Genomic DNA, 13,472 nt, shown 5'->3' with positions numbered 1-13,472 from the left:
CAGCCCGACAACACCCACCGGCACTGATGACCGATCCCATTCTCGCCATCGACATCGGCGGCACCAAAATCGCCACCGGCCTGGTGGATTCGGACGGCAATCTCGTCGACAGCACCAAGCGGCCCACCCCCGAGGGCGGCACCGCCGACGAGGTGTTTGCCGTGCTCGAGGCGCTGATCGCCGAGACGGTGGCCAAGGCCGACGGCCGGGTGCGGGGCGCGGGCGTCGCCTCCGCCGGACCCATCGACCTGGCCGCCGGTACCGTCAGCCCGATCAACATCGCGGCCTGGCGCGGCTTCCCGGTCCGTGATCGGGTGGCGGCCCTGCTGCCCGGGCTGCCGGTGAGGCTGGCCGGCGACGGGCTGTGCATGGCGTTGGGTGAGCAGTGGTGCGGCGCCGGGCGTGGCGCGCAGTTCCTGCTCGGCATGGTGGTCTCCACCGGTGTGGGCGGCGGGTTGGTGCTCGACGGCGCGCCCTACGACGGTCGCACCGGTAACGCCGGACATGTCGGCCACGTCGTCGTCGACCCGGACGGTGCGCCGTGTTCGTGCGGCGGCCGCGGCTGCGTCGAGACCACTTCCGCCGGGCCCTGGATGGCACAGTGGGCGCGCGAACAGGGCTGGGACGCGCCCGCCGACGCCGATGCCAAGGAGCTCGCCGATGCCGCCAACGCTGGGGATGCGGTGGCGCTGCGGGCCTTTCGGCGCGGTGCCGCCGGCGTGGCCGCGATGATCGCGTCGGTCGGTGCGGTGTGCGACCTCGACCTGGTGGTCATCGGCGGGGGCGTGGCGAAATCCGGCGCGCTGCTGTTCGACCCGCTGCGCGAGGCGCTACAAGTGCATGCCCGCCTGGAGTTTCTGCGCGGTCTGCGGGTGGTGCCCGCCGAGCTCGGCGGTGACGCCGGCCTGGTCGGCGCCGCAGCTTTGGTGATTTCGGCGTGATAACTGGCGCTCAGCGCAGGAAATCACGCCGAAATCACCGTTTTGGAGCAGGGTGGAGGGCATGGAGAAAATCATCGAAATCGTCGCCCTGGTGATCGCCGGTCCGATGGTCGGCTCCGAGATCGCCGTCGCCGCGTTCACCAACCCGATCTTCGGCCGCCTGCCCGACGAGGCCTACCGTCAAGCCCGCAGCGACGGCAGCCGCCTCCTGGGCAGGGTGATGCCGTTCTGGTACATCGGGACGCTCGTAGTGCTCATCGCGGCGGCCGTGGTCACCTCCAATGGCCTCATCATCACCGCCGCGGCGTTGATGGCGTTCGTTGTGCTGCTGACCGTCACGCTGATGGTGCCGATCAACAATCGGATCAGCGCCTGGTCCGAGACGGCGGATGCGTCCCGCGATGTTGCCCGGCGCTGGGATCGCATGCACTGGCTGCGGGTGGCGATCCTGGTGCTGATGTTCGTGCTGTTGGCGGTTGCCGTGGTGCGATGACCACCGCCGTTTTGGCTGATCGCGGCGCGGCACGCTATTCTTGACGCGTTCCACCGAAGACCGTCGGTCACCGAGAAATCGGTTGAAGGTCCGGGATTGTCCCGGCGGCCCACGCAGGAGGACGAGGCATTGCATACTTGCGCGCCCCGACCGTTCTGTGTCGGGGCGTTCGTCATTTCCGGCCTCCATCCGACGCCCACCACAAGGAGGCATGCATGGCCAAGGCTGAGAAAGCCACCGCCGTTGCCGACATCGCCGAGCAGTTCAAGGAGTCGACGGCCACCGTCATCACCGAGTACCGCGGGCTCAGCGTGGCCAATCTCAAAGACCTGCGCCGATCGCTGGGCGGCTCGGCCAAGTACACCATCCTCAAGAACACGCTGGTCAAGCGTGCTGCAGCGGAGGCGGGCATCGATGGTCTCGACGAGCTGTTCGTCGGTCCCACCGCGATCGCGTTCGTCACCGGCGAGACGGTCGACGCGGCCAAGGCCATCAAGAAGTTCGCCAAGGACCACAAGGCCCTGGTCATCAAGGGCGGCTACATGGACGGCCACCCGGTCAGCGTCTCGGAGATCGAGCAGATCGCCGACCTGGAGTCGCGCGAGGTGTTGCTGGCCAAGCTGGCCGGCGCGATGACGGCCAACCTGACCAAGGCCGCCGGCCTGTTCAACGCGCCCGCGTCGCAGGTCGCCCGATTGGCCGCCGCCCTGCAGGAGAAGAAGGCCGGCGAGGAAGCCGCGTAGCAGCCGCATAGACCACACCCACCAAAAGCCCACCCAGAAAACCAGGAAGGACCCACACCATGGCAAAGCTCTCTGCCGACGATCTGCTCGACGCATTCAAGGAACTGACCCTGCTCGAGCTCTCGGAGTTCGTGAAGAAGTTCGAGGAGACCTTTGACGTCACCGCCGCCGCTCCGGTCGCCGTTGCGGCCGCCGCTCCCGGCGCCGCCGCCCCGGCCGCCGAGGCCGGCGAGGAGCAGTCGGAATTCGACGTCATCCTCGAGGGCGCCGGTGACAAGAAGATCGGCGTCATCAAGGTCGTCCGCGAGATCGTCTCCGGCCTCGGCCTGAAGGAGGCCAAGGATCTGGTCGACGGCGCTCCCAAGCCGCTGCTCGAGAAGGTCGCCAAGGAGGCCGCCGAGGAGGCCAAGACCAAGCTCGAGGCCGCAGGCGCGACGGTCACCGTCAAGTAGGTTCACCGCACGTCGGTGCACTGTGGGGCTGGTCTGGCAAACAGCTCGGCCCCAACAGGTGTTTTGCGGGTAAGCAAGGTGTGACCTCGGACAAGTGTCGCAGGGGCGGCGTCGTAAGATACAGTGACTCAAGCCACAAGCGGGAGGCGTGTGGCGACTAGTACGCATTGGCGGAAGGATCGCGCGTGGGCATTGGAATCGAAGTTGAGGGACTAACGAAGTCCTTCGGGCCCCAGCGAATCTGGGAGGACGTCACACTGGACGTGCCGCCGGGCGAGGTCAGCGTGTTGCTGGGCCCTTCCGGCACCGGTAAGTCGGTGTTCCTGAAGTCGCTGATCGGACTGCTGCGCCCGGAGCGCGGCGCCATCGTCGTCGACGGCACCAACATCATCGACTGCTCGGCCAGGGAGCTCTATGAGATCCGGACGCTGTTCGGCGTGATGTTCCAGGACGGCGCACTGTTCGGCTCGATGAGCCTGTACGACAACACCGCTTTCCCGTTGCGTGAGCACACCAAGAAGAAGGAAAGCGAAATCCGCAACATCGTCATGGAGAAGCTCGAGCTCGTCGGCTTGGGTGGCGACGAGAACAAGTTCCCCGGCGAGATCTCCGGCGGTATGCGCAAGCGCGCCGGCCTGGCCCGCTCGCTGGTGCTCGACCCGGAGATCATCCTTTGCGATGAGCCCGACTCGGGCCTGGACCCGGTCCGCACCGCGTACCTGAGCCAGCTGCTGATCGACATCAACGCGCAGATCGACGCGACCATCCTGATCGTCACGCACAACATCAACATCGCCCGGACCGTCCCGGACAACATCGGCATGCTGTTCCGCAAGCATCTGGTCATGTTCGGTCCGCGCGAAGTGCTGCTGACCAGCGACGAGCCCGTCGTCCGGCAGTTCCTCAACGGCCGCCGCATCGGCCCGATCGGCATGTCCGAGGAAAAGGACGAGTCGCAGATGGCCGAAGAGCAGGCCATGGTCGACGCCGGCCACCACGATGGTGGCGTGGAAGAGATCGAGGGCGTGCCGCCGCAGATCCTGGCCACCCCCGGCATGCCGGAGCGGCAGGCCGTCGGTCGCCGCCAGGCACGGGTCCGCGACATCATGCACACGCTGCCGCCGAACGCTCAGGAAGCGATCCGCGACGACCTCGAGGGCACGCACAAATACGCGGCCTCCTCGTTCGGCGACGCGACGACCGCCCGGCACCGCCAGGACGACGAGTCGGACACCGCGTCCATTCCGGTATCCCGAGAGCGGTAAGCCGTCATGAACGTCGAGCACAGGTCGACGTTCTGCCGGATCTGCGAGCCGCTGTGCGGCATGGTCGCGACCGTCGAAGACGGCCGCCTCGTCGCGCTGCGTCCCGATAAGGAGCACCCGTTGTCGGCGGGTTTCGCCTGCCAGAAGGGCATCGCGTTCACCGAGATTGTGAACGACCCGGACCGCGTCACCACCCCGCTGCGCCGCAGGCCCGACGGCGGGTTCGATCCGGTCAGCTGGGACGAGGCGATGACCGACATCGCCGGCCGGCTTGCCGAAATCCACCGGCGGCACGGCGCGGGCGGGATCGGCTGGTACTTCGGAAACCCCGGCGCGTTCAGCTACAGCCACACCCTCTGGCTGCCGATGTTCGTCGCCGCGCTGGGCATGCGGATGCACCTATTCACCGCCGGATCCCAGGATGTCAACAACCGGTTCGTGGCCAGCCAGCTGCTGTACGGGTCGCCGCTGGCGCTGCCGGTGCCCGACGTGCTGCGCACCGACTTCCTGGTGGTCATCGGCGCCAACCCGATCGTCTCGCACGGCAGCGTGCTGACGGTGCCGCGGATCAAGGACCGCATGCACGACATCGTCAAACGCGGCGGCCGAGTGCTCGTCATCGATCCGCGCAAGACCGAGACCGCCGCCCAGTTCGAATGGCTGGGCATCATTCCCGACGGCGACGCCTACCTACTGCTGTCGCTGCTGCACGTGCTGTTCGCCGAGAACCTCGCTGACCGTGACGGGATTGCGCGACAGGCCGACGGCGTCGAGTGGCTTGAGCGGCTGGCCGAGCCGTTCAGCCCGGAAGCCACGCAGGAGCGTACCGGCATCGCGCCGGACACCGTCCGGTCGCTGGCCCGCGACCTGGCACGCACGCCGCACGCCGCCGTGTATGGCCGCGTCGGCACCAGCACCGGCGAAAACGGAACGCTGACAACGTATCTGCTCGACGCCGTCAACTTGGTGGCGGGCAACCTCGACCAACCCGGCGGCAGCATGTTCGGCCGTTTCGGCATGCCGGCGGAGCGGTGGCTGAACAAGCCCGGAGCGGCGATGCTGCGGGCCATCTACCGCCGCAAGCGGTCGCGGATCGGCGGGTTCCCGTCGGTGCTGGGGTCGGAGCCGGCCGGGCTGATGGCCAAGGAGATGACCACGCCGGGGCCGGGCCAGATCAAAGCCTTGCTGGTCAGTGCGGGCAACCCGGTGCTATCGGTGCCCAACGGCGACGAGCTCGAGGAAGCGATGCGCGGACTGGAGCTGACCGTCGGCATCGATCTGTACATCAACGAGACCACCGCGCACTGTGATTACCTGCTGCCCGCGGCGACCATGTACGAGCGGGATGACTTTCCGCTCCCGTTCCAGACGCTGCAGCCCACCCCGTTCCGTCAGGCCACCGAAGCCGTCGTCGCGCCGGTCGGGCAGGCCCGCACCGAGTGGGAGATCATCGACGAGCTGATGGCCCGAATGTGGCGCCGCACACCGGCGCTGGCCTTGCTGGCCGGCGTGCGAAAGACACTGGGGCTGTTCGGTTCTCGGCTATCGCCCCGGATGCTCGTCGACGCCGTGATCCGGCTCGGCGAGGGTGGCGACCGGTTCGGGCTGCGCCGCGGCGGGCTGAATTTCAAACGGCTGGCCGGCCAGTATCCGCACGGCAAGGTGCTGGCCCGCAATCTGTGTGCCGGCGTGCTGGCCGACACCGTGGTCTACCGCGGACGCAGGATGCGGCTGCGCCACCGGGAGATCGCCGACGAAATAGCGGCCCTGACCCGGCGCAGCACGCCGGACGGGTATCCGCTGCGGCTGATCGGCATGCGGGAAACCCGCTCGGAGAACACCTGGATGCACAACTCGCCGCTGTTGATGCGCGGCGGCCGCACTCAGCACGCCCTGATGCACGTCGACGACGTGGCCGAGTTGCACATCGGGGACGGCGCCGTAGTGAAGGTGGCCTCCGAACACGGCGAGATCGAGGTCCCGGTCATCGCCACCAAGGACATCGTGGCCGGCGTCATCGCCATCCCGCACGGGTGGGGGCACAAGGGCACCGGCGGCTGGCGGCTGGCCAACACCGCCGGCGGCGCCAACGTGAACCGGCTGATGTCCAGCGCACCCGAGGACATCGAGGCGCTGGCCGGCATGGCCCGGCTGACCGGCGTGCCGGTCCGGGTCGAGCCGCTGACTTCGTAGCGCCTTGTCGCAAACGCCCTCGTGGGCCCGCGTCGAGCGATACCGTTACCGGCGGTCCTCGACGGGAGGCGACATGGTCGACCGGTTGTTGCTCTGGTTGGGTGCCGGCGTGCTCACCGCCGGTGTGACGGCGGCGATGATCGCCGGGGCGGGCGCCGCGTCCGCTCAGACCGAGTCGGAATCCGACGGCGGCGCAAAATCGTCTCAAGAAGCCAAACCCGCTGAGAACAAACCGGATTCGGACGAAGACAAGCCCGGTCCGGATCAACCGTCGACCCCGGAACCCGACGACGAGGGTCCGCGGGCCGACGCCAAGGACCCGGCGGCCGAAGACGACGTCGACGCGGGCAAAGAGGACGCCGCCGAGGAGAACGACCAGAAAACGGCCAAGCCCGAAACCGGTAACCGGGCAGCGAGACTGACCAACACGTTCGTCGCCACGCTGAGGTCCGAGCGGGAACGGAAAGCCGTGGTCGAGAAGGCCGACCCGGTCGCGAAGGCCGACACACGCGGGACGGCGGGCACCGTCGAAAACATCGAGCCGATCGCCGTCACAATCGGCGACCCTGACCCCGAGCCGACTCCGACACCCGCAATGGACCAACGCGCCGTCACGTTCGCAGCCTTCTCGCCGGCCGAATCCGCGATGACGTTGCCGACCCCGATGCTGGAGCGCGCGACGGCGGCGGCCACCGCGGGCCAGCCTCAGATCCCCGGTGTCATCAGGGTGATCGGGACGATCGTCTTCAATTTGTATGCCGTTGCGACCCGCCTGGTCGGTGGCCCGCCGATCATTCCCGCCAACAGCTCGGTCACGGTGCGCAGTTCCACGCTGGTCCTTGACTGCGGTTGCGATGAGGGCGACCAAATCGAGGTGCCGGCTGACTGGTACATCCCCGAGGTCGACGAAGGGGAGCCGCCGCCGGATCGGCTCATCTACCTCCAGCACGGCTTCCTGGCCAGCGGTCCGTGGTACAGCCACACCGCGGCGGCCCTCGCAGAGGAGACGGACAGCATTGTCGTCGCGCCGTCGATCACGTCGAACTTCCTGGCGGCCGACGCCTGCTGGCTCGGTGCGCCGCCGATGCACCAAGCGATCGCGAACCTGTTCGAGGACAACAACCCGGCGCTCGCCGAAAGCGCGCTGGCGGCCGGCTATTCCGGTCCAATACCGCAACGAGTGGTGCTCATCGGACACTCCCTCGGCGGCGGCGCGGTGGCGGGCACGGCCGGCTACATGGTCGACAACAACACCATCGACGAGCTCGCCGGAGTCATCATGCTCGACGGCGTCGGATTGGACGACACCATGGCGGCATCGATCGCCAAGGTTCCTGACGAGATTCCGATCTACCAGCTCGCGGCGCCGAAGTACTTCTGGAACCAGTTCGGTGTCGGCACCGATGCGCTGCTCGAGGCACGGCCCGGCGAGTTCATCGGTGTCACGTTGGTCGGCGGTTCCCATGTCGATGCGATGCGGGGCGGCAACCCACTGATCCAGTTTTCTCAGCAGTTGGTATCCGGCTTCTCCAAGCCGCAGAACGTCGCGGCGGCCCGGATCCTGATGGTCGGCTGGGCCAACGACATGTTCGCCGACAACCAAGAGGAGGGCATCTACGCCGAAGACCTCACCGAGGAGATTCCGATCGACACTCCGGCGGGCCGGGCCATCGCGGTGCCGCTTCCGAATTCGCTCGAAAAGCCGTTCCTGCTGAACCCGCTGCAAGCATTGGTACCGCTGGGAACCGGATTCTTCACGTTCGAACCGACGTGCGTCGCCGAATCCATGGGTGTCTGCACCGAGTCAATCGCTGCATGACACCGAGGCCGGCGCAGGCGGAACTGATACATCTCAACCGTCGAAGTCCACTGGCACCAAAGCAGATTCGGATGAGGATAAACCCGGGAGGGACACGAAGCCGGACGACGCCGTTCCCGACGTCGACGAAGACCGTGCCGATGCGGACAAAGGCCAGGCCACTGACGACGAGCACACCACCGACAACGATAAGGACGGCGAAGTCGTTAACCGCGACATAGCCAGAAACGACGGCGAGGACGCCGATCGGCTGCGGGCCAATGATCGGCGGACCCCGGTGCGAGACAAGCGCACCCCGGTGCAAGACAAGCGCACCCCGGCTCCGACATCTGCCTACACGGCGCGCGAAACGGTGGACGAGCAGGTCGGCGTCGTGGAGATCAGCGATCCGCCGGATTACCAGGGTCCCGTGCTGGATGCCCACCCCATCCCGGTGACGCCGGCTGCGGTACCTGAAACGCCAGCAGGTGCAGTTCCGACATCAGAGCCGAGCGAGCCCGACGTCGTCGACTCCATTGCCACCGCAGTGTCCTCGGTGGTCACCACGCTGCTGAACCCGTTCGCCGCGAGCACCACACCGGAGGCACCGGCTGCACAACCGCAGTGGTGGACGCTACTGGCGGCGGCGCGACGGGAGTTCGACACCGCCGCCGCGTCGCCGTCACTGGAACAAACCGGCGACGCGGCGGTGCCGGCACCACTCTCGGCGAGCGCGACGCCCACGCTCACGTCGATGGCCGCAACGGGACCGACTCCTATCAACATCATCGGGACGGCCTTCTTCAACGTCTTCGATGCGGTGGTGAAGGTCTTCGAAGGTCCGCCCACGGTCCCGCACGGCAGCAAGGTGACGGTGGTCCGGGCGCCACTGGAGATTGACTGCGGTGACGGATACACAGCGGACGCGGACTGGTACTTCCCGACCGAGGGGCCCCCGCCGACCAAGCTCATCTACCTGCAGCACGGCGGCTTCGCCAGGGCCGGCCTCTACAACGTCACGGCGGCCGAGCTCGCCGAGCGCAACCACGCCATCGTCGTCGCACCGTCGATAACGACGAACATCTTCGCCTGCGACGGCTGCATGGAAGGCGGAGATCCTATGCACGCCGCGGGCGCGGCGGGCTACTACTCGGAATTCGCCCCGGATGACGAGACGCGCAACGATCTGGTCGGGGTGCTGCTGCTCGACATCTCGCCCATTGGCGGGGCGGTGCCGCGCGGCGTCGCGAAGATCCCGACGGACATCCCGGTGTACGCGATCGGGGCGGAGCCGAACGTGTTGGACGGCTACGGCGACACCGAGCCAGCGCTGGTGAATGCACGGCCGAATCAGTTCGTCGGAGTCAGGCTGGTCGACGGCAACCACTCAGATGCATGGCAGTCCACCAATGTGTTGGCCCAGCTCGCGGTTGGCCTGGCCACGGGGTTCCCCCAGCCGCAGAACGTCGAGGCCGTCCAGGTCATCGCCCAGGGCTGGATCACCGACTGGTACCAAACCGATCCCAATGCGCCGCGCGTCGGTATCTATGGCGAGCTGGGAACGACGACGGACATCGAGACCACCGCGGGGGTCGCGCACGCCTACATCCTGCCCGCGCCCGCCCCGCAGCTGACCATCATCGATCTGGTCCTCAAGGCCCTCATCGACTCGACGGCCTACCTCCAGTTCAGCCAGCTGCGCCGCCCCAGAGGGGCAAGAGATCGGCGTTTTAACGCAAAACTCCACACCAAACACGCCGCCAACTCTTGACGGACGGGCGCTGAAGGGCCAGTCTGTTGGGCAGCATGTGTGCACGGGTTAAGGACGCCAGCCAGCGCCCGGGTTAATCCTGCATGCGATGGTTGAGGAATACGCCGTCCTGCGGTATGGTTGGACGTTGCGCTGGCTGCCCCCTGCCCACCTCCAACCGCACCTGACACCGTGGTCCTAGTCTGAGCCCCCGTTCCGCGCTCAGCATCTAGTTGCGTGCCGTGTTTCGGGGTCCCTGGACTGGGAGAACGCCAGCCGAACCGACGCAGATATCGCGACGAAGGGTCCGGTGCAGATCTTGGCAGTCTCCCGCCAGAGCAAGTCCGCTACTACTTCTACCCCTAGCTCCGTTCCAGGAGCACCCAACCGAATTTCATTCGCCAAGCTCCGCGAGCCGCTCGAGGTTCCGGGGCTGCTTGACGTGCAGACCGAGTCCTTCGAGTGGCTGATCGGCTCCGACGGTTGGAAGGACAAGGCCAAGGCCCGCGGTGACGTCGAACCGACCGGCGGACTCGAAGAGGTGCTCTCCGAGCTGTCGCCGATCGAGGACTTCTCCGGATCGATGTCGCTGTCGTTCACCGATCCACGCTTCGACGAGGTCAAGGCCCCGGTCGACGAGTGCAAAGACAAGGACATGACGTACGCGGCCCCGCTGTTCGTGACGGCCGAGTTCATCAACAACAACACCGGCGAGATCAAGAGCCAGACGGTGTTCATGGGCGACTTCCCGATGATGACCGAGAAGGGCACGTTCATCATCAACGGCACCGAGCGCGTCGTCGTCAGCCAGCTGGTGCGTTCGCCGGGCGTCTACTTCGACGAGACCCGCGACAAGACCACCGACAAGACGCTGCACAGCGTCAAGGTGATCCCGGGCCGCGGCGCGTGGTTGGAGTTCGACGTCGACAAGCGCGACACCGTCGGTGTGCGCATCGACCGCAAGCGCCGTCAGCCGGTCACCGTGCTGCTCAAGGCGCTGGGCTGGACCACCGAACAGATCACCGAGCGGTTCGGCTTCTCCGGGATCATGATGTCGACGCTGGAGAAGGACAACACCGCCGGCACCGACGAGGCGCTGCTGGACATCTACCGCAAGCTGCGTCCGGGCGAGCCGCCGACCAAGGAGTCCGCGCAGACCCTGCTGGAGAACCTGTTCTTCAAGGAGAAGCGCTACGACCTGGCCCGGGTGGGCCGCTACAAGGTCAACAAGAAGCTGGGACTCAACACGACCGCGCCGATCACGTCCTCGACGCTGACCGAAGAGGATGTCGTCGCCACCATCGAGTACCTGGTGCGCCTGCACGAAGCCGCTCTGGCTGGCCAGACCACGACCATGAAGGCCCCCGGCGGCGTCGAGGTGCCGGTGGAGACCGACGACATCGACCACTTCGGCAACCGTCGGCTGCGCACCGTCGGCGAGCTTATCCAGAACCAGATCCGGGTGGGCCTGTCCCGCATGGAGCGGGTGGTCCGCGAGCGGATGACCACCCAGGACGTCGAGGCGATCACGCCGCAGACCCTGATCAACATCCGTCCGGTGGTGGCGGCGATCAAGGAGTTCTTCGGCACCAGCCAGCTGTCGCAGTTCATGGACCAGAACAACCCGCTGTCGGGCCTGACCCACAAGCGTCGCCTGTCGGCGCTGGGCCCGGGCGGCCTGTCCCGTGAGCGCGCCGGCCTGGAGGTCCGCGACGTGCACTCCAGCCACTACGGCCGGATGTGCCCGATCGAGACGCCGGAGGGTCCGAACATCGGCCTGATCGGCTCGCTGTCGGTGTACGCGCGGGTCAACCCGTTCGGCTTCATCGAGACGCCGTACCGCAAGGTGGTCAAGGGTGTGGTCACCGACGACATCGAGTACTTGACCGCCGACGAGGAGGACCGCCACGTGGTGGCGCAGGCCAACTCGCCGATCGACGAGAAGGGCCGGTTCACCGAGGAGCGCGTCCTGGTCCGCCGCAAGGGCGGTGAGGTCGAGCAGATTTCGTCGGCCGAGGTCGACTACATGGACGTGTCGCCGCGCCAGATGGTTTCGGTGGCCACCGCCATGATCCCGTTCCTCGAGCACGACGACGCCAACCGGGCCCTGATGGGTGCCAACATGCAGCGCCAGGCGGTTCCGCTGGTGCGCAGCGAGGCGCCGCTGGTCGGCACCGGCATGGAGCTGCGCGCGGCGATCGACGCCGGCGACGTGGTGGTCGCCGACAGGTCCGGGGTGATCGAGGAGGTGTCCGCCGACTACATCACCGTGATGGCCGACGACGGCACCCGGCACACCTACCGGATGCGTAAGTTCGCCCGTTCCAACCACGGCACCTGCGCCAACCAGCGCCCGATCGTCGACGCCGGCGACCGGGTGGAGACCGGTCAGGTCATCGCCGACGGCCCCTGCACCGAACAGGGTGAGATGGCGCTCGGCAAGAACCTGCTGGTGGCGATCATGCCGTGGGAAGGCCACAACTACGAGGACGCGATCATCCTCTCCAACCGCCTGGTCGAAGAGGACATCCTCACCTCGATCCACATCGAGGAGCACGAGATCGACGCCCGCGACACCAAGCTGGGCGCCGAGGAGATCACCCGGGACATCCCGAACGTCTCCGATGAGGTGCTGGCCGACCTCGACGAGCGCGGCATTGTCCGCATCGGCGCCGAGGTCCGCGACGGCGACATCCTGGTTGGCAAGGTCACCCCGAAGGGCGAAACCGAGCTGACCCCGGAGGAGCGGCTGCTGCGCGCGATCTTCGGCGAGAAGGCCCGTGAGGTCCGCGACACCTCGCTGAAGGTGCCGCACGGCGAGTCCGGCAAGGTCATCGGCATCCGGGTGTTCTCCCGTGAGGACGACGACGAGCTGCCGGCCGGTGTCAACGAGCTGGTCCGCGTCTACGTGGCGCAGAAGCGCAAGATCTCCGACGGCGACAAGTTGGCCGGACGGCACGGCAACAAGGGCGTGATCGGCAAGATCCTGGCCGTCGAGGACATGCCCTTCCTGCCGGACGGCACGCCGGTGGACATCATCCTGAACACCCACGGTGTGCCGCGACGGATGAATATCGGCCAGATCCTGGAGACCCACCTCGGGTGGGTGGCCAAGAGCGGTTGGACGGTTAAAAAGGACGGGGCCGGCAATCCGCCATCATGGGCAGAGCGGCTCCCGAAGGAGCTGTTGGAGGCCGAGGCGGAGACGATCGTCTCGACTCCGGTGTTCGACGGTGCCCGCGAAGCGGAGCTACAGGGTCTGCTCTCTTCGGCGCTGCCCAACCGCGACGGCGACACGCTGGTCGACGAGGATGGCAAGGCGGTGCTCTACGACGGCCGCAGCGGCGAACCGTTCCCGTACCCGGTGACGACCGGCTACATGTACATCCTCAAGCTGCACCACCTGGTGGACGACAAGATCCACGCCCGATCCACTGGCCCGTACTCGATGATCACCCAGCAGCCGCTGGGCGGTAAGGCGCAGTTCGGTGGCCAGCGGTTCGGTGAGATGGAGTGCTGGGCCATGCAGGCTTACGGCGCGGCGTACACGCTGCAGGAGCTGTTGACCATCAAGTCCGACGACACCGTCGGCCGGGTCAAGGTGTACGAGGCGATCGTCAAGGGCGAGAACATCCCCGAGCCAGGCATTCCCGAGTCGTTCAAGGTGCTGCTCAAGGAGCTGCAGTCGCTGTGCCTCAACGTGGAGGTGCTGTCTAGCGACGGCGCTGCGATCGAGATGCGCGACGGCGACGACGAGGACCTGGAGCGCGCCGCCGCGAACCTGGGAATCAACTTGTCGCGCAACGAATCTGCGTCCGTCGAGGATCTGGCATAACT

General features: G+C 66.9%; 9 protein-coding genes. All 9 read left to right on the top strand.

Annotation, left to right across the window (positions count from 1 at the left end; all coding sequences use genetic code 11):
• The first annotated feature begins 26 nt into the window (after window positions 1-26).
• The 9 genes from ACRDU5_RS16905 (at window position 27) to rpoB (ending at window position 13,470) form a co-directional block, all read left to right on the top strand.
• Entirely contained in the window at window positions 27-941 is a 915-nt protein-coding gene (locus ACRDU5_RS16905; RefSeq protein ID WP_526615807.1) for an ROK family protein, read from the top strand.
• 61 nt (window positions 942-1,002) lie between these two features.
• On the top strand, window positions 1,003-1,434 hold the full coding sequence (locus ACRDU5_RS16900) for an anthrone oxygenase family protein (RefSeq protein WP_526615805.1): 432 nt from the start codon (window positions 1,003-1,005) through the stop codon (window positions 1,432-1,434).
• 215 nt (window positions 1,435-1,649) lie between these two features.
• A complete protein-coding gene (gene rplJ / locus ACRDU5_RS16895) occupies window positions 1,650-2,177 on the top strand; it encodes a 50S ribosomal protein L10 (RefSeq protein ID WP_526615804.1) in 528 nt (175 codons plus the stop codon).
• Between the two features lie 59 nt (window positions 2,178-2,236).
• Window positions 2,237-2,629 carry a 50S ribosomal protein L7/L12 gene (gene rplL / locus ACRDU5_RS16890; protein WP_526615803.1) on the top strand — a complete coding sequence of 131 codons (393 nt, stop codon included), beginning with the start codon at window positions 2,237-2,239 and terminating at the stop codon, window positions 2,627-2,629.
• A 185-nt stretch (window positions 2,630-2,814) separates the two neighbouring features.
• The gene (locus ACRDU5_RS16885; RefSeq protein ID WP_526615802.1) at window positions 2,815-3,894 is read left to right on the top strand and encodes an ABC transporter ATP-binding protein; all 1,080 of its coding nucleotides are present in this window, start codon (window positions 2,815-2,817) and stop codon (window positions 3,892-3,894) included.
• 6 nt (window positions 3,895-3,900) lie between these two features.
• Complete coding sequence (locus tag ACRDU5_RS16880) at window positions 3,901-6,087, top strand: molybdopterin-dependent oxidoreductase (RefSeq protein WP_526615801.1); 2,187 nt, start codon at window positions 3,901-3,903, stop codon at window positions 6,085-6,087.
• 73 nt (window positions 6,088-6,160) lie between these two features.
• A complete protein-coding gene (locus ACRDU5_RS16875; protein ID WP_526615800.1) occupies window positions 6,161-7,906 on the top strand; it encodes a mucin-associated surface protein in 1,746 nt (581 codons plus the stop codon).
• Window positions 7,878-9,656, top strand: coding sequence for a hypothetical protein (locus tag ACRDU5_RS16870; RefSeq protein ID WP_526615799.1), 1,779 nt, complete (start codon window positions 7,878-7,880; stop codon window positions 9,654-9,656). Before ACRDU5_RS16875 ends, ACRDU5_RS16870 begins: the two co-directional genes overlap by 29 nt.
• A 298-nt stretch (window positions 9,657-9,954) precedes the next feature.
• On the top strand, window positions 9,955-13,470 hold the full coding sequence (gene rpoB, locus ACRDU5_RS16865) for a DNA-directed RNA polymerase subunit beta (protein WP_526615806.1): 3,516 nt from the start codon (window positions 9,955-9,957) through the stop codon (window positions 13,468-13,470).
• Window positions 13,471-13,472 lie beyond the last annotated feature (2 nt).

Source organism: Mycobacterium sp., assembly GCF_050701515.1.
Classification (GTDB): domain Bacteria; phylum Actinomycetota; class Actinomycetes; order Mycobacteriales; family Mycobacteriaceae; genus Mycobacterium.
This window is presented reverse-complemented; position numbering and strand designations above follow the sequence as displayed.

What these genes read in the sequence shown, in the direction of transcription:
- ACRDU5_RS16905 (WP_526615807.1), top strand. Translation starts at nt 27, where the DNA reads ATGACCGATCCCATTCTCGCCATCGACATCGGCGGCACCAAAATCGCC.
- rplJ (WP_526615804.1), top strand. Translation starts at nt 1,650, where the DNA reads ATGGCCAAGGCTGAGAAAGCCACCGCCGTTGCCGACATCGCCGAGCAG.
- ACRDU5_RS16880 (WP_526615801.1), top strand. Translation starts at nt 3,901, where the DNA reads ATGAACGTCGAGCACAGGTCGACGTTCTGCCGGATCTGCGAGCCGCTG.
- ACRDU5_RS16875 (WP_526615800.1), top strand. Translation starts at nt 6,161, where the DNA reads ATGGTCGACCGGTTGTTGCTCTGGTTGGGTGCCGGCGTGCTCACCGCC.
- rplL (WP_526615803.1), top strand. Translation starts at nt 2,237, where the DNA reads ATGGCAAAGCTCTCTGCCGACGATCTGCTCGACGCATTCAAGGAACTG.
- ACRDU5_RS16900 (WP_526615805.1), top strand. Translation starts at nt 1,003, where the DNA reads ATGGAGAAAATCATCGAAATCGTCGCCCTGGTGATCGCCGGTCCGATG.